The sequence below is a fragment of the Pseudomonas sp. CH235 genome (genome assembly GCF_004368175.1).
In the GTDB taxonomy this organism is placed as follows: Bacteria; Pseudomonadota; Gammaproteobacteria; order Pseudomonadales; family Pseudomonadaceae; genus Aquipseudomonas; species Aquipseudomonas paraglycinae.
This window is the reverse complement of the sequence record NZ_RRZJ01000045.1, coordinates 1-16,576: the sequence shown is the minus strand read 5'-3', so window position 1 is coordinate 16,576 and position 16,576 is coordinate 1. Positions and strand designations below refer to the sequence as shown.

Sequence of the window (16,576 nt, the reverse complement as noted above, 5' to 3'; positions counted from 1 at the left end):
CACCGGGTGCACGAGAAATTCAAAGCAAATCACCCACGACCCCCGCGTGACCCCGACGGGCGGTCGACTGTCATACCAGCGCATCTTTCTTGAGGCCTTACAGCATGCATGACTTACAAGACCTGATTGATAACAACGAGCGTTGGGCTGACGCGATCACCAAGGAAGACCCGGATTTCTTCGCCAAGCTGGCCCGTCAGCAGACGCCTGAATATCTGTGGATCGGCTGCTCCGACGCACGGGTGCCGGCCAACGAAATCGTCGGCATGCTGCCGGGCGATCTGTTCGTTCACCGCAACGTTGCCAACGTGGTGCTGCACACTGACCTCAACTGCCTGTCGGTGATCCAGTACGCGGTGGACGTGCTCAAGGTCAAACATATTCTGGTGACCGGGCACTACGGCTGCGGCGGTGTGCGGGCGTCGATGCAGGATCGTCAGTTCGGTCTGATCGACGGCTGGCTGCGTTCGATCCGCGACCTCTACTACGAAAAGCGCGAAGAACTGGCCAGGCTGCCGACCGAAGAAGAACAGGTCGACCGTCTGTGCGAGCTCAACGTGATCCAGCAAGTGGCCAACGTCGCCCACACCAGCATCATCCAGAACGCCTGGCATCGCGGGCAGAGCCTGTCGATCCACGGCTGCATCTACGGCATCAAGGATGGTCGCTGGAAGAGCCTGAACACCACGATCAGCGGTTTCGAGCAATTGCCGCCGCAATACCGTTTGCGTCCGGTCGGCGCGCCTTGACCGGTCGTTCAGCGTAAACCTTGCCGGCGGCGCCAGCTCAACAAGTAGCGCTGGCCTTCAAGATTGGGTGATTCGTCGTAACCGGTGATCCACCCACGGCAGCGCGAGGAGCCGCAACCGCAGGCGAACTGCCGCAGCAGTTTGTCTTCGGTGGCGGTGTAGTCCATGGTCAATCGTTCACCTTCGGCAATGTCGCGCAGAGCCCAGAACCATAATTCTACTGCGTCAAAGAAGGTGTTTGGATCGCATGAGTGTTCGAAAAGTCCGCAAAAGCGTGGATCGTAGATATGAATCCCTGGCATCAGTTGCCGGGTCTGCCGGCAGCGATAGGGCAGCAACTGGCCTGAAACCCGGCACATTCGGGTGATGCGCAGGAACTCCCGGCACGCTACGACAGCGGTGGCTACGCCCTCGGGATCGTGAACAATCTCGAAATCCTGTTTTGACGGAAATCCCATGCGCACGGGGAGTCCGGCAAAAGGATAAATGCCCTCGGTATCGCGTGCCGGTTTACCCGGTAATGCGTGAGTGTTCATAACGTTCCCTGTTGGCCAGGTGTCGCGACTTTCCCGAGCTGACGTCCTGTCAGTCCTGCAACACGATCATTGGATCCAAGATCCCGTAAATCACATTAGCGGTCTACTGTCAGATCTGACAGGCGAAATAGACGCTTTCCCGGGTCAGCCAAGGCTGACACGGGAACATCGCATGTCCTTTCAGAGATGGGCCGCGGGCGCGGCCATGTCCGGCAATGGGCTTTTGAGCTGTTGCAACTGGGATTTGACTGGTGCGGTCGAGCAGGTCTTGTCCGCCTGTGCCACGGTCTGGTTGCGGATCGTGGTGTAGAACAGCTCGCAGGTCTTGGCTTTCTGCGTCACTTGCCAGGTCTGGGTGCAGCTGTTGAGCAGTGTCTTCGGATCGGTGCCCGGTTTGCTGCCCATCCCGGCCTGCCAGCAGGCGGCGCTCAGGTCTTGCCCCATTACCTTCAGACCGGCCGCATCGGCCTTGGCCTGGGCGTCGTCGCCGGTGTAGTTGTTCGGGTCGGCGGCGTACCAGATGTAGCTCGGGTGGTTCGAACCCAGCACCGGCACGTTCACCCCCGTGCTCGGGCTGATGGTTGCCAGACCCAGTACATTCACGGTCGCGCCGTATTGCTGCTTGATCCAGTTACGCACCGGCGCACCAAAGGCAACCATCGGCAGCACAGCGCCGCCGGCGTTCTGACTGACCTGCCTGACCATGGTGGTCTGGTAATCCTTGAAGTAGTCGTACACGCCTTCCAGATCCTTGCCGGCGCTGGCGGGCGCGGCGATCGGGGCGATGTCGATGATGGTCTGGTAGGCCGGCGTCTGGTTGGCGGGGATGCCATTGTCGGTCAGCAGCGCGGCCCAGCGGTCGGTGGTGTTCGAGCGCAGGTAATCCTGGGCCTGGGTCAGTGAGTAATCCGGCGGGAAGTGCAACAGCTCGACACTCTTGCGGTTTTCCAAGGCCATGCCCAGTGGCAGGAACAGGTACCAGCTGTACGCCCATTTGCCGTCGGCATTGAGTTTACTGGCGCCGTTGTAGGCCAGGTCACCGGCATCCAGCAGCGCGGTCAGCGGCTTGTCGTAGCCCTTCGGTACGCCGCTGATTTCGGCGTAGAGCTGATCGTTGTCGTTTTTCACCAGCACTTTGGCGTTGGTGTAGCCGTCGCGCTGCACGCTCTGGCTCAGGTAATGGGCGACGGTCTGCTCCAGCGTCCAGTTGCGAAAGCAGATCACGCTGCAATTGTTGGGGTAGGCGAAGAGGCGGGTGACGCGTTCGGTGCTGCCCAGTTTCAGGTCGACATCGGCGTGGGCGGCGGCGCTCAACGTGAGCGCCGCGAGGGTGAGGCCTGCGAGTTTCAACATGCTCAGATCCTTTTCAGCGAGGGTAAAACCTTGGTGGAGGGCAATCCGGCCCGCGTCCAGCCTAGCCGGGGAACAGGTGTTTCAGCGAATAACCAAGCTGACTGGCGAGAATCACGCCGGTCATGACCACCAGAAACAGCAGTTGCAACGGGCTGAAATGCGCCCAGTGCAGCGCGGTCAGCCACGGGTGCTTGTCGCTGAACTCCGGGTCGAGCGTACCGATGCGCCGCTTGTGCCAGAGCCCGATCAGGATCACCCCGATATAGGTGAAGGCTCCCAGCCCACCGAGCATGACCGAGAACAGCAGGATCATGACGGCTTGCGGTACGCCATGGCGCAGCACGAGCCAGCGGGTATCAGGGTTCCATCGGCGCGGAATGATCCTTTCGGTCAACCACAGATCCTGAACGATCAAATGGGCGCTGATCAGAAACCAGTAACTCAAGCCGATCCGAAAAAACCATACAGGAACGCAGGCGAAGGCCAGGGGAATGACGATGCTCATTGCCGTGGTCTTGTGCTCGGTGGGGAGATAAAACAGCCACAGCGCCAGCGCAATCGCGGCCCACGAGCGCAACCAGGTTTCGGCGGCAATGTAACGCGGCAGAAAGCGTCGCCAGTAGAAAACGTCGGCGTAGGGCAGGCGGGCGAGCAGGTCGGGAAAGCGCCACTTGAGGGTTTCCGACAACTGCTGGCAGGCCTGCCAGTCCGCCGGAATGAACCGGTCGGTCATGTCTTTCTGTTGCCGCGGCTTCATCGGGCTGATCAGCATCCGCGCGGCCAGAGCGTCGGGCGACCCGTTGCGCTGATCTTCGGCCCGGGCGCACAGGGTGTCGTAGAGGCTTTCCTGGTTGCAGCGCTCGATCAGCGCCTGCCAGAGCCAGTCCGGTTGCGGATGAATACCCTTGGTGTCGTCCCAGCCAAATAATTGGGAGATACGGTCGAACAGCGGAACGCTCCACTCTGTGTCCTGCAGCAGTTGCAGGATGATCTGCTGCCAATGTTCCCGACGGTCGAACACCTGGAGCCAGGGTTGGACCGTGTAAGTCTTGAGCTGCGCGAGACATTCACGCTCGTTTTGCGAGGCGAGCAGCGTTTCCAGCGATTGCCGGTAATCCGTCAGCAACTCGTTGGCGATAATGCTGCGCTGCCCGTCGCCGATGACGATTTCCTGCCAAGGGCCCAGCCAACCGAGGTGCTGCACCGCCCAACGGGCAATCGGAAGGCGCAGGGCGGGTCGATCGAAGCACAACGTCAGCAACAGTGTCTGGAACGCTTGCGCACAATTCTGCTGGCGCGCTTGCTCCCAGCGCTCATCCAGATTGTTGTCCGAGAGGCCGTTCAGCAATAGCGATGCGGCTTCAATGGCCGGGTCGGCAGTCGGCTGCTCGGGCTCCAGGTTAAGAGGCTCCGGATTCAGGGGCTGTACCCGCAAGGTCTGCGACTCGAGCGGTGCTTCGGGCGCGGCCGGGGGCACCGGTTCGAATAGCGCCGCAGGGTACTCCCACGCATCGGTCCCGGTCTTCTGCAGCGGCTGAACCATGGATTGCTCTTGCACCGCCAGCGCGGCGATCCCAGGAGCCAGCACGACGTCGCCGTGCTCCTCGGTCTCTTCGTTTTCCAGGCGCCATTGGGCAATCGACAGTGCGCGCTCATAGGCCTCGCGCAGGCGCTGGAAGCCTGCGGCATCTTCATCGGGCCGAAAGACTTTCAGCAGCCGCGCATAACTGCGTTTGATATCACGCAGCCCGGCGTCTTCGGGCAGTTGCAGGACAGACCAGCATTCCATGTCGTGCTTCCTTACTGCCAGGGGTTACGGTCGAGGGCGCTCAACTGCTTGCTCAGTTCGGTACGGGTTTCACGGATCTGCCGCTCGTCCTGGGAATCCAGCGCCTGCTGGAATTGCTTGGCCCAGTAGCCGATCTGATCGCGCAGGTCGCCCAGGCTTTCCTGATACAGACGTTCCAGCCGTGCGCTGAGCAGGGTGTTCACCTGTTGCTCGCGCGGATGGATCTTCAATTGCGCCAAGGCTTGCAGACGCTGCTGGATTTCCTCCGGCGTCAGCACGCCGGGGTTGTTTTCGATGACCAGCGAATGTTGCTGACCGGTCAGGGGAATGCTGACCTGGGCTTCCAGCAAACCGTTGTTGTCGTAGGTGAAGCGCACATCCAGCTCGACTTCGCCGGCCTTGCGCTTGGGCACCTTGATGTCCAGTTGGCCGAGCGCCACGTTGTCTTTGACCAGGCGGCTTTCGCCCTGAAAGATTTTCACGACGACCTGTTCCTGATTGTCGTGAAGGGTCTGCACGGTTTTCACCCGGCTGACCGGGACGATGCTGTTGCGCTCGATGATCGGCAGGTAGTGACCGCTTTCATACTGGCGACCGACCTGCGTGGAAGTCTCGATCCCCAAGGTGTAGGAGCAGACATCAGTGAGCACCACTTCTTCCAGCGCGGCCGAACGGGCCTTGAGCGCTGCCTGAATCGCCGCGCCCTGAGCGACCACTTGATCCGGATCGAGGCTGATCGACGGGAAGCGGCCGAACAGCCCGGCAGCCAGTTTGCGCACCAGCGGCATGCGGGTGGTGCCGCCGACCAGCAGGATTTCATCGAGGTCGCTGACGCGGATGCGTGCGTCACGCAGGGCCCGTTCGATCGGCGCGCGCAGACGTTCGAGCAGCGGCATGTACAGCGTCGCCATTTGCGCCTGAGTGATGGTCTGGGTCCATTGCTTTTCGCCAACCTGCAATCTGAATTCGGTGCTGGCGTCCTGACCCAGTGCACGGCGCACACGTTCTGCCTCGCGGCGCAGCGGCTGGAGGATGGTCGAGCGCTCGGGGAAGTCCGACACGTTGCGATGCTGATCGATAAAGTGCTCAAGCAGCACGTTGTCGAAATCCTCGCCGCCGAGGAAGTTGTCACCGGCGCTGGCGCGCACCTCCATGACCCCCTCGAAGAGTTCGAGAATCGACACGTCGAACGTACCGCCGCCCAAGTCGAACACCAGGAACGACGTTTCCTTGTCCCGTTGATGCAAGCCGTAGGCGAGTGCAGCCGCGGTGGGTTCGTTGATCAGCTTTTCGACTTTGAGGCCCGCCAGTTCACCGGCAATGCGCGTGGCCTTGCGCTGGGCGTCGCTGAAATAGGCCGGAACGCTGATCACGGCTTCCGTGACGGTCTGGCCGTAAGTGCGCTCGACGTCTTCTTTCAGGCTCTTGAGCACTAGCGCCGACAGCTCTTCCGGACGGAATTTTTTATCCCCGAGGTAGACCTCCGTCGCACTGCCCATATGGCGCTTGAACAGCGAAGCGGTCAGGCGCGGATGAGTGTGCAGGCGTTCGCGAGCAGCTTGCCCGACCAGAATCCGGCCCTGATCGTCCAGGCCCACCACGCTGGGTGTCAGGAACTGCCCCAGGGCGTTAGGCACCAACTCAGTGGCATCGCCGCGCCATACGGCAACAAGGCTGTTGGTGGTTCCCAGGTCAATCCCGACGATCATTGCAACGAACTCCCTTTGCGCTCAGACAAAAAATGAAACAGATATGGGGCGCGCAAGAATATTACCGAGGCAGTGGCGCGGTAAAGAAAGATGATGGCTCTGAGCCATTATTTACGACAGGCAACCGCAGGAGGGATGGTCCGGGTCGCTTTTTGTCGAAGGGGTCGAAGGGAAAGACAGGGCGCCGGAGCCGGCGCCCTGTGGTCATCGTTTAAGGCATGACCGGCGGCAAGTACGAAAGCGTCGTGCCCAGCGCCCACAGCAGCACCAATACCAACGGCGTGTGCACCAGTAATTGCACGAACGAGAAACCGATCAGATCCCGCGCCTTCAGCCCCAGCACGCCCAGCAACGGCAGCATGTAGAACGGGTTGATCAGGTTCGGCAAGGCTTCGGCGGCGTTGTAGATCTGCACCGCCCAACCGAGGTGATAGTTCAGATCGTTGGCCACCTGCATCACGTACGGCGCCTCGATGATCCACTTGCCGCCGCCGGACGGAATGAAGAAACCGAGAATCGCCGAGTACACGCCCATCAGCAGTGCATAGGTGTCGTGGGAAGCGATGCTGACGAAGAACGTCGAGATGTGATGGGCCAGGGTCTGGGCGTCAGTGCCCTTGACCGTGGTCATCAGCGCGGCAATCGAACCGTACAGCGGGAACTGGATCAGCACCCCGGTGGTGGTCGGCACGGCACGCGACACCGCATCGAGGAAACTGCGCGGGCGCCAGTGCAGCAACGCGCCGAGCATGATGAACAGGAAGTTGTAGGTGTTGAGCCCGGAAATCGCGGTGATCGCCGGTTTGGTCGAGAACTCGTGGAACAGCCATCCGGCCGCCAGCAGCACCAGCAGAATGATCAGCAGGGGGCTGTGTTCCAGCCATTCGCCTGGGCGGGTACGCGGTTGCAGCGGTGGCAGGTTGAAGGCCGGGTCGATGCCGCAGGCCTTGGCGTCACGCGCCGAGTTCGGGCCGGGCGCGGTGGCGTAGGCGATGATGATCGAAATCACGATCAGCGCCAGCAGCATGACTCCCGACTGCCAGAGGAAAATCGTTTGGGTGAACGGAATCACCCCGGTGATCGACAGGATCGAAGGCGGCAGACTGGCCGGGTTGGCCTGCAACTGCGCGGCGGACGACGACAGGCCCAGCGCCCACACGGCGCCGAGGCCAAGATAGGCGGCGGCACCGGCGGCGCGGTAGTCCATTTTCAGATCGGTGCGGCGGGCGAGAGCGCGCACCAGCAGACCGCCGAACACCAGCGACAGGCCCCAGTTCAACAAGGACGCGACCATCGAAATCAGCGCGACCCAGGCCACGGCCGAGCGACCGTTCTTCGGGATCCGCGCCAGGCGATCGATCAGCTTTACGGCGGGCGGCGAACTGGCCACGACATAACCACCGATCACCACGAAGGCCATCTGCATGGTGAACGGGATCAGGCTCCAGAACCCGTCACCGAAGGCCATGGCCGCGTCGGTGGGTTTGGCGCCCATGGCCAGGGTCGCCAGCGCGACGATGATCACCGCCAGCGCGGCGAATACCCAGGAGTCGGGAAACCAGCGTTCGGCGAAACTTGAACAGCGCAAGGCAAAGCGCGCAGAGCGGCTATCTTCGATATCAACGGCCACGGGAGTACCTCGGATTTTTATGTTTATTGTGGTCTTCGGGGCTTGGCCGGCCCGTCTGGACAGGTGCCAACAGTAAATCAACCGGCGGATTTTTGTGACCGTGTTTTGCCGAATCAGACTATGGTCTAACGGGTTGTCCGGCGGCCCGTTTGCGTAGACCATGGGCGCCTTGGTTTTTTGCCTGCCAGAGTTCTTTGCCATGACTGCCCATTCCACTGCCCGACCGGCGCCGTTCAGCCGTTCCGACTACAAGACCCTCGGCCTCGCGGCCCTGGGCGGGGCGCTGGAGATCTACGATTTCATCATTTTCGTGTTCTTCGCCCTGACCCTCAGCCAGCTGTTCTTCCCGCCGGAAATGCCCGAGTGGCTGCGCCTGCTGCAAAGCTTCGGGATCTTCGTCACCGGCTATCTGGCGCGCCCGCTGGGCGGGATCCTGATGGCGCATTTCGCCGACCGGCTGGGGCGCAAGAAGGTTTTCAGCCTGAGCATCCTGATGATGGCGCTGCCGTGCCTGCTGATCGGGATCATGCCGACTTATGCACAGATCGGTTATTTCGCACCGTTGCTGCTGCTGGCGCTGCGCATCCTGCAAGGCGCGGCGGTGGGCGGTGAAGTGCCGAGCGCCTGGGTATTCGTGGCCGAGCATGCTCCGGCCGGGCATCGCGGTTATGCCCTGGGCTTTCTGCAGGCCGGGCTGACCTTCGGTTATCTGATCGGCGCATTGACCGCGACTTTTCTGGCGCAAGTGTTCACCCCGGCCGAAGTGCTGGATTACGCGTGGCGTTATCCGTTCCTGCTTGGTGGTGTGTTCGGCGTGATCGGTGTCTGGCTGCGCCGCTGGCTGAGCGAAACCCCGGTGTTCATGGCCATGGAAGCGCAGCGCGAGGCGCGGGTCGAACTGCCGTTGCGCACCGTGCTGCGCGATCATCGGCTGGCCATGTTGCCGGCGATGCTCCTGACCTGCGTGCTGACCTCGGCAGTGGTGGTGTTCGTGGTCATCACCCCGACCATGATGCAAAAAACCTTCGGCATGACCGCCGGCCACACCTTCGCGCTGAGCGCGCTGGGCATTGTTTTCCTGAACATCGGCTGCGTGATCGCCGGCCGGCTGGTCGATCGCATCGGCGCCTGGCGCACGGTCATGCTTTACAGTCTGCTGCTGCCGCTGGGCATCGGTCTGCTTTATAGCTGCCTGATCAGCGGCGGGGATTGGGTCGGTCTGGCCTACGCCATCGCCGGCTTGTGCTGTGGCGTGGTCGGTGCGGTGCCGTCGGTGATGGTCAGCCTGTTCCCGGCGCGGATCCGCGTTTCCGGGATCTCCTTCACCTACAACATTGCCTACGCCGCCTGGGCCAGTGTCACGCCGTTGCTGCTGATCGGTCTGATGCCGTGGAGTCCGTGGATCTGCGTGATGTTCTGCGCGGTGATGGGCGTGGTGGGCGTCGTCAGCGCAGCTTATTTCGGCTCGCGCATGCCGCGCGCAGATCACTGTGCGGTGGCCGGCACCGCCTGAATTGTCGAGGCGTAACTATTTTTGTAGGACACGCCTCAAGCGCTCTTCAGAAAAGATTTCCAAGGCCGATGGTTAGGCTGCATACCCGCTCTCCATCCAGTCCATCGGTGCTTTCCCATGTTCAACAAACGCCTGAAGCAAGAGCTGGCGGCTCTTCGTGAAGAACTCTCCAGCCTTCTGCAAGTGAAGGAGAGCCTGGAAAGCGAGATGCTGGTGCTCACCCTTGAGCCCGACGGACGGATTCAGTCGGTCAATCAGAACTTCCTCGACGAAATGCTCTACAAGAGCCACGACCTGATCGGCCGCGCCATCGAAGATATCGTGCCGGCCCATGTGAAGTCGGACGAGTTTCATCACCGCTTCAAGGCCGCCCTGACCCGTGGCGAGCATTTCGCCGGCGCTGTGCGTCTTTCCCGCGGTAACGGCGAAGAGGCGTGGTTGCGTTCGATCGTGCAGCCGATTCGCTCGTCGGATGGCCGGATCAAGCATTTCTCGATTTTCTCCAGCGACCTGACCCGCACTATCGAGGCCTCCCGCGAACACGAAAACCTGATCGGCGCGCTGGTGCGTTCGACCGCCGTGATCGAGTTCGACCTCAGCGGTAACGTGCTGAGTGCCAATGAACGGTTCCTGCAAGGGATGGGTTACAGCCTGGCGCAGATCAAGGGCAAACATCACCGCCAGTTCTGCGAGCCGGAGGAGTACAACAGCGCCGAGTACCAGAACTTCTGGCGTCGTCTGAACAATGGCGAATTTGTCGCCGGCCGCTTCAAGCGGGTCGACAGCCATGGCCGGACGGTCTGGCTGGAGGCGTCCTACAACCCGGTGCTCGACGCCAACGAAAAACTCTACAAAGTGGTGAAGTTCGCCACGGTGATCACCGATCAGGTCAATCAGGAACAGGCCGTCGCCGACGCCGCCAACATCGCCTACAGCACGTCCCTGCAGACCGACAGCACCGCCCAGCGCGGCACCCGTGTGGTGACGGAAGCGGTCAACGTGATGCGCGATCTGTCGAAGCACATGCAGACCGCCGGCGAAGGCATCGAGGCGCTGAACGAGCAATCCCAGGTAATCGGCACCATCGTCAAGACCATCAGCGGCATTGCCGAACAGACCAACCTGTTGGCGCTTAACGCGGCCATCGAAGCCGCTCGCGCGGGTGAGCAGGGCCGAGGCTTTGCGGTGGTGGCCGACGAAGTGCGGCAACTGGCTTCGCGCACCAGCCAGGCGACCGAAGAAATCGTCGGTGTGGTGCGCCAGAACCAGGACATGGCGCGCAACGCCGTGGCCCTGATGACCGACGGCAAGCAACAGGCCGAACAAGGGCTGGCGCTGGCGGCGGAGGCCGGTACGGTGATCGTCGAGATTCAGGACGGCGCGCAGAAAGTGGTGGATGCAGTCGGCCAGTTCGCCAACCAGTTATCCAACTGATGCCTGCCAGGCGAAGGGATGGTTCACGGCCATCCCTTGGTTGTTTTTATCCCGCTACAATCGGCTCTTTTTCCCGGAGCAGATCCCATGAGCGAGTCCTTCCGTCGCCCGGTTCCCCTGAACAAAGCCTACCGTCTGCTCAATCACGGGCCGACCGTGCTGGTCAGCGCCGCCCATGACGGGCAGCGCAACATCATGGCGGCTGCGTGGGCCATGCCGCTGGATTTCGAACCGCCGAAAGTCGCGGTAGTTCTCGACAAATCTACCTGGACCCGACAATTGCTCGAGGCCTCGGGCACCTTTGTTCTCAACGTTCCTTGCGTGAATCAGGCCGACATCGTGCAGACCGTCGGCTCGACATCGGGCCTGGAAATCAATCGCGATCAAGGTCAGGACAAGTTTCAGGCGTACGGCTTGCAGAGCTTTGCTGGCGAGCAGGTCGAGGCACCAATGCTGGATGGTTGCGTGGCCTGGCTCGAATGCCGGTTGCTGCCGGAGCCGCACAATCACGAGCAATACGATCTGTTCCTCGCCGAGGTGATCGCGGCGCAGGCTGATTCGCGGGTGTTCAGCGATGGACGCTGGCATTTTGAAGGGCACGATGAGCTGCGCACGCTGCATCACGTGGCCGGTGGCAACTTTCTGAAGATCGGTGATCCGGTGGTCGGTAAAAATCTTGATGTCTGACGGTTATTAATTTTTTGCAGCAATTAATTATTGTTATTCGATAATTTTAATCGTTAGGGTGGTGCTCACATTCATTCTTGTGAGGCTTTCCCATGACCACCCACGGGCTCGTGCAATTCAGTCGGCGCATGGCGACGGTGACGTTGATCCTGATCGTCGTGATGCTGCTGCTCAATGCTGTCATTTGGGTTTACCCACCGTTGGCGGAAAAGGAAGGCTGGGGATTGGGGTTTGCGCTGACCGAGCGCCAGCTGTCACACATGGCCGACGCCGCCACGCTGTTTCCATGGTGGCAGAAGCTGGGCGGGATCGTGCTGTCGAGCATTCCCCTGCTGGCGCTGGCATCGGGCCTGAACCATTTGCGCCGGCTGTTTCAGAGTTATGCGCGGGGTGAGTATTTTGCCCGGGAAACAGCGGAGCATCTGGGCAAGGTCGGGCGAGCCGTGGCGATCTGGGTGCTGCTGGATTTCCTCTGTGAGCCGATGCTCAGCCTGTGGGTCACCCAGAACGCGCCGGTCGGTGAGCGGTTGTTTACCCTGAGCATCACGGCGGCCTCATTCGTCGCGTTGTTTCTGGCCGCGTGCATTTCGATCATCGCGCGGATTCTGGCGCAGGCCAGCGAAGTGGATCGGGAAAACCGTACGTTTATTTGAGGTCCTCATGCCTATCGTGATTCAACTGGATGTGATGCTCGCGCTGCGCAAGGTCAAATCCAAAGACCTTGCAGCCGCCATCGGCATCACCGAGGCCAACCTGTCGCTGTTCAAACAGGGCAAGGTCAAAGGGCTGCGACTGGCGACCCTGGATGCCATCTGCGAGTACCTCAACTGTCAGCCCGGGGATCTGCTGGTTCGGGTGGCGGGGGAGGAGGGTGACGCCTGAGGGTTTCAGTTGGCGCTGGAAATGAATTCATGGACATACAAAAAAGGCTTACCTCTCGGTAAGCCTTTTTCAGTTGGCAGTGCTGATTCAATCCCCCAACGCTACCCCTTCACGCCGAGGATCTGCCCCGCCTGCCAGCGTTGCCTTCCCTTGAGCATCCTTGACCCGCACGATGGCCTGGGTGCCGCTGGTCATGTCGATTTCGTTGACGGTGTGGCCCTTGTCCTTGAGTGCCTGGATCAGCGTCGGGCTGAACTGGCCCTGTTCCAGTTCAGTGGGGCCGTTGCGGCTGCCGAAGTTGGGCAGGCTGATGGCGCTTTGCGGGTCGAGGTTCCAGTCGAGCAGGCCGACGGTGGTTTTGGCCACGTACTCGATGATCTGCGAGCCGCCGGGAGAGCCGACGGTGGCGACGAACTCGCCGCTTTTGCGGTCGAAGATCAGGGTCGGCGCCATCGACGAGCGCGGGCGTTTGCCGGGCTCCACGCGGTTGGCGACTTTCTGTCCGTTCTCTTCCGGGATGAACGAGAAGTCGGTCATCTGGTTGTTGAGCAGGAAACCCTGAACCATCAGGTGCGAGCCGAACGCTGCTTCGATGGTGGTGGTCATCGACACGGCGCCACCGAAGTCATCGACCGCCACCACTTGCGAGGTGGAAATGCGCAGCGGCGAGCGATCCGGCGCGTAGGCGACCTGTACGCCCGGCGGTGTGCCGGGTTTGGCGGTGCCCATGCTGCGTTCGCCGATCAGGCTGGCGCGGCTGGCCAGGTAACCCGGGTCGACCAAACCTTTGACCGGCACCGGCACGAAGTCGGTATCGGCTACGTATTGCGCGCGGTCGGCGTAGGCCAGGCGCTCGGCTTCGGCGATCAGGTGCACGGCTAGCGGCGCAGGTTCGATCCCGGCGGGTCTATCGGTTTTCACTGGCTTGAGCGGCGTCAGGGCCAGACGCGGATCGCGGGTTTCCAGCGCCTGCAGGGTGCCGAGAGTCTGCGCCACCGCAATCCCGCCTGATGATGGCGGCGGCATCCCGCAAACCTGCCAGCGTTTGTAGTCGGTGCACAGTGGCGCGCGCTCCTTGGCCTGATAGTGCTGAAGGTCGTTCAGCGACAGGCTGCCGGGGTTGGCGTGGCCCTGAACCTTGGCCACGATTTCTTCGGCGATCGGGCCTTTGTACAGCGCGTCCGCACCTTCGTTGGCGATGCGTTTGAGCACGGCGGCCAGCGCCGGGTTTTGCAGTCGCGTGCCGACGGCTTTGACGCTGCCATCGCTGTTCAGAAAGTACCTGGCCATGTCCGGCGAGCGGCGAATCACCGGGTCGGATTCCAGCAGTGAATGCAGGCGTGGGGAGATCGCGAAACCTTGCTCGGCGAGTTTGATTGCCGGCTCGAACAATGTCGCCCATGGCAAGCGGCCGTGCTTTTTGTGCGCCAGCTCCAATGCACGCATCACCCCCGGCGTGCCGACAGAGCGTCCACCGATCTGCGCCTGCGGGAACGGCATCGGTTTACCGTCGGCCTGCAGAAACAGTTTCTCGGTCGCACCCGCCGGTGCCGTTTCACGACCGTCGTAGGTGCGCACCTGTTTGCCGTCCCACAGCACGATCATCGCGCCACCACCGATCCCGGAGGATTGCGGTTCGACCAGGGTCAGCACCGCTTGCATCGCTATAGCGGCATCGATGGCGGAACCACCCTGACGCAACATCTCGCGACCGGCCTCGGCGGCCAGCGGATTGGCAGCGGCGGCCATGTGTTTTTCGGCGTGGCTGGCTTGTAGGCCGGTGCGGTAACCGGAGGCGGCTTCCGGTGCCAGCGGCAAGGTCGAGGAAGGCGGGGCGTTGCAGGCCGTGAGGGCGATGGCGCTGACGATCAGCGTCAGGGCGGGCAGGCGAAACCGGTTCAGGGGCAGGGCTGGAAACACGCGGGGCTCTCCGTCCGTGGGATAAAGGTCTGACGGACTGTATCGGCCGACCGTGTACGACGCAAACCGCAGGCACCTTTGTCCTTCATGCCTTGGCGGATTTTCTGTAGGGTCATGGGCAAACGTGAAGCCAGAACAATCAACAAGAGGCCGCCATGCACAACGAGTTTCCGACCCAGCCCAGCTATCGCGAACAGCGCGAGCGCTTTTTAGCCGCCGCGAAGGTGGCGGGTGCAACGCTCTCTTCGTACGCGCATCCGCTCAATGGGCCTTTTGGCGAGTCTTTGAGTACCGATGTGGCGGTGCTGGGGGATCCAGCGGCCAAACGGCGCCTGGTGGCGCTCAGCGGCACCCACGGGGTTGAGGGTTATTACGGTTCGGAGTGCCAGATCGACTGGTTCAAGCATTTCACGCCGGAGTCTCTGCCGAAGGATGTCGCGGTGGTGATGGTTCACCTGATCAACCCGTGGGGCACGGCGTGGCTGCGGCGGGTCAATGAAGACAACATCGACCTCAACCGCAATCACCTGGATTTCAACCGACCACTTCCGGACAACCGCGCTTACGTCGCGCTGCATGAAATCTACGCCTGCACCGACTTGAATGGTCCCGAGCGGCAAAAGGCTGATGCCTTGCTGGATGCGCAAATTGCCGAGCATGGCTGGCCGGCAGTCATGTCGATTGTCGAGGGCGGGCAGCACAGTCATCCCGACGGATTGTTTTTTGGCGGACTCGCGCCGAGCTGGTCGAATCGCACGCTGCATTCCATCATCGAGAATCATCTGGCCGGTGCTGAAACCGTGATGTGTTTCGACCTGCACACCGGCGCCGGTGAGTACGGGCATCCGATGCTGCTGACGATTACCCAAGCGCCGTATCCAGCACTGGCCCAAGCGCAATCGATTTACGGCCCGTGGCTCTACACGCTGCACACCGGCGCCGAAACCCTGAGCGAAACCGGTGTCGCGGCAACCGCTACCGGTTACACCTCGCAGGCGTTGCTCAACGCGTTGCCGAATGTGCAACTGATGCCGTTCGTGATCGAGTGCGGGACTTATCCGGGGCCGGACGTGCATCGTTATCTGCGCGACGATCACTGGCTGCATCTGCATGGCGATCCGCTGGATGCGACGGGGAGGGCGATCAAGTTGAATCTGCTGGAGCAGTTTTATCCGGCGGATCCGGACTGGCGGGCGATTGTCGGTTTGCGGACGCGGCAGATTTGGGCGAGAGGGCTGGCGGCGTTAATGGGCGAGGGATAAACAAACGGCTTACCTTTCGGTAAGCCGTTTTGACTGCCTGGTGATGCGCAGCGGTTTTGACTATGGATGCCGGAGGGTTACTGCTTGAATCCTGGCAGTCCGTTGGCGGCGCGCCATTCTCTTACGGTCTTCGTAATGCCCACGGCAGAGTTGTCCTCTCCTGGTTCGGGATAAAAAATCAAGTCGGTGCCGTCCGGGTGGCCGGTAAGCTTTCTGAATTGTGCCAGCAGCTCGCCAAGCTCCGTATCCGATCCACTTTTATTGGTGGCACGTATTTTTTCGATGAAACGGATAAATTCGGTTTCAGTGTATTCAGATATTTTTTCCATGTGCGTTCACTGTTTTTTGTGTTGAAAGATGTGATTTTTAGGGGTGTTGATTCGGAGGTTGTCTATGTCGTAGACAGCGCCGCCATCAGTGATCCGCTCGACGTGATGTATTTCAAATACCCCTCTTGTGCCTACAGACTCCCTGTCTCGAACCGCGGGTGCGTTGCCCGACATTAAACGATCTTGGGCATCCGAATTGAACTGATCGAAAAGTTCTGGATCATCCCGCACGGCTTGCCAGAATGCTTTTCTGAACGCGTCGAAGTTTGAAAACTCCCTCCCTCTGAGTCTGTCCGCAATCCGCGTCGGAATCGGCACTCCAATCCCTGTTCCAGCTCCTGCCAGCCATACACCGGAAACATCCTCACCAATCCCCGTCACCGTCTCCGGCATCAATCTCGCCGGTTTCGAAAACACCACATACAACGACTTCAGCCCGGTCTCAGCCGGAAACACCAGAATACAATCCTCGGCGGTGATGTCTTCGCCGGGCAGGATTTCTATCTGGCTGTCGGTGTTCGCGGCGATCGGGTGGACGAGGATCGTGCTCAGTGGTTCGCCGTGCTCCGGATAAACCAGCGGCGGCATCGCTCCCAGCGGCCCGCGTTGCGGCGTCCACAAAATCGTGATGTCGTTGAGCTTCGCCTCCATGGCGCTCTTGTCGTTGTTCCACTCGACTTTTACGGTACGCACCGAGTCGTCGCCCGAGGCTCCGGTGTGGATGCCGTAGACCTGCATGACCCCTTCGGCATCGCGTCGGAACTGGAACCGCACGCGAGTGGT

General features: G+C 61.1%; 15 protein-coding genes and 1 pseudogene. 8 read left to right on the top strand and 8 right to left on the bottom strand.

Features of this window, described 5'->3' with window-relative positions; translation table 11 throughout:
• Positions 1–104 precede the first annotated feature (104 nt).
• The gene (gene can / locus EIY71_RS27345; RefSeq protein ID WP_011335942.1) at positions 105–749 is read left to right on the top strand and encodes a carbonate dehydratase; all 645 of its coding nucleotides are present in this window, start codon (positions 105–107) and stop codon (positions 747–749) included.
• An 8-nt stretch (positions 750–757) separates the two neighbouring features.
• Here the strand turns inward: can and EIY71_RS27340 are convergent, their stop codons facing one another.
• The 5 genes from EIY71_RS27340 to EIY71_RS27320 form a co-directional block, all read right to left on the bottom strand.
• Complete coding sequence (locus EIY71_RS27340) at positions 758–1,285, bottom strand: SET domain-containing protein-lysine N-methyltransferase (RefSeq protein WP_102687515.1); 528 nt, start codon at positions 1,283–1,285, stop codon at positions 758–760.
• 180 nt (positions 1,286–1,465) lie between these two features.
• Positions 1,466–2,638, bottom strand: coding sequence for a hypothetical protein (locus EIY71_RS27335; RefSeq protein ID WP_134023832.1), 1,173 nt, complete (start codon positions 2,636–2,638; stop codon positions 1,466–1,468).
• 61 nt (positions 2,639–2,699) lie between these two features.
• Complete coding sequence (locus EIY71_RS27330; RefSeq protein WP_134023830.1) at positions 2,700–4,427, bottom strand: J domain-containing protein; 1,728 nt, start codon at positions 4,425–4,427, stop codon at positions 2,700–2,702.
• A gap of 11 nt (positions 4,428–4,438) precedes the next feature.
• Entirely contained in the window at positions 4,439–6,136 is a 1,698-nt protein-coding gene (locus EIY71_RS27325) for a molecular chaperone HscC (RefSeq protein WP_085700915.1), read from the bottom strand.
• Positions 6,137–6,347: 211 nt separating this feature from the next.
• On the bottom strand, positions 6,348–7,766 hold the full coding sequence (locus EIY71_RS27320) for a short-chain fatty acid transporter (RefSeq protein WP_007951749.1): 1,419 nt from the start codon (positions 7,764–7,766) through the stop codon (positions 6,348–6,350).
• Positions 7,767–7,965: 199 nt separating this feature from the next.
• Here EIY71_RS27320 and EIY71_RS27315 point away from each other — a divergent pair, with 199 nt between their 5' ends.
• The 6 genes and pseudogenes from EIY71_RS27315 to EIY71_RS27295 all read left to right on the top strand — a co-directional run bounded on the left by EIY71_RS27315 (position 7,966) and on the right by EIY71_RS27295 (position 12,282).
• Positions 7,966–9,279: an MFS transporter gene (locus tag EIY71_RS27315; RefSeq protein WP_134023828.1), complete on the top strand. Its 1,314-nt coding sequence runs from the start codon at positions 7,966–7,968 to the stop codon at positions 9,277–9,279.
• A gap of 117 nt (positions 9,280–9,396) precedes the next feature.
• Positions 9,397–10,125, top strand: a pseudogene (locus EIY71_RS29015) (PAS domain-containing protein); the annotation flags it as partial.
• 156 nt (positions 10,126–10,281) lie between these two features.
• Entirely contained in the window at positions 10,282–10,713 is a 432-nt protein-coding gene (locus EIY71_RS29010; protein WP_236676451.1) for a methyl-accepting chemotaxis protein, read from the top strand.
• A gap of 87 nt (positions 10,714–10,800) precedes the next feature.
• A complete protein-coding gene (locus EIY71_RS27305) occupies positions 10,801–11,400 on the top strand; it encodes a flavin reductase family protein (protein WP_134023824.1) in 600 nt (199 codons plus the stop codon).
• Between the two features lie 92 nt (positions 11,401–11,492).
• Positions 11,493–12,053, top strand: coding sequence for a DUF2975 domain-containing protein (locus EIY71_RS27300; protein WP_102687520.1), 561 nt, complete (start codon positions 11,493–11,495; stop codon positions 12,051–12,053).
• 7 nt (positions 12,054–12,060) lie between these two features.
• The gene (locus EIY71_RS27295; protein WP_102687521.1) at positions 12,061–12,282 is read left to right on the top strand and encodes a helix-turn-helix transcriptional regulator; all 222 of its coding nucleotides are present in this window, start codon (positions 12,061–12,063) and stop codon (positions 12,280–12,282) included.
• A gap of 87 nt (positions 12,283–12,369) precedes the next feature.
• On the opposite strand, the gene ggt is transcribed toward EIY71_RS27295, so the two are convergent.
• Positions 12,370–14,202 (bottom strand): gamma-glutamyltransferase, encoded by a 1,833-nt coding sequence (gene ggt, locus EIY71_RS27290; protein ID WP_134023822.1) that lies wholly within the window; start codon positions 14,200–14,202, stop codon positions 12,370–12,372.
• Between the two features lie 155 nt (positions 14,203–14,357).
• Here ggt and EIY71_RS27285 point away from each other — a divergent pair, with 155 nt between their 5' ends.
• A complete protein-coding gene (locus EIY71_RS27285) occupies positions 14,358–15,464 on the top strand; it encodes a DUF2817 domain-containing protein (protein WP_134023820.1) in 1,107 nt (368 codons plus the stop codon).
• 77 nt (positions 15,465–15,541) lie between these two features.
• On the opposite strand, the gene EIY71_RS27280 is transcribed toward EIY71_RS27285, so the two are convergent.
• Together EIY71_RS27280 and EIY71_RS27275 are read right to left on the bottom strand one after the other, a co-directional pair.
• Complete coding sequence (locus EIY71_RS27280) at positions 15,542–15,793, bottom strand: bacteriocin immunity protein (protein WP_134023818.1); 252 nt, start codon at positions 15,791–15,793, stop codon at positions 15,542–15,544.
• A gap of 6 nt (positions 15,794–15,799) precedes the next feature.
• The coding region (locus EIY71_RS27275; RefSeq protein WP_178083798.1) for an S-type pyocin domain-containing protein at positions 15,800–16,576 on the bottom strand (777 nt) is incomplete at its 5' end.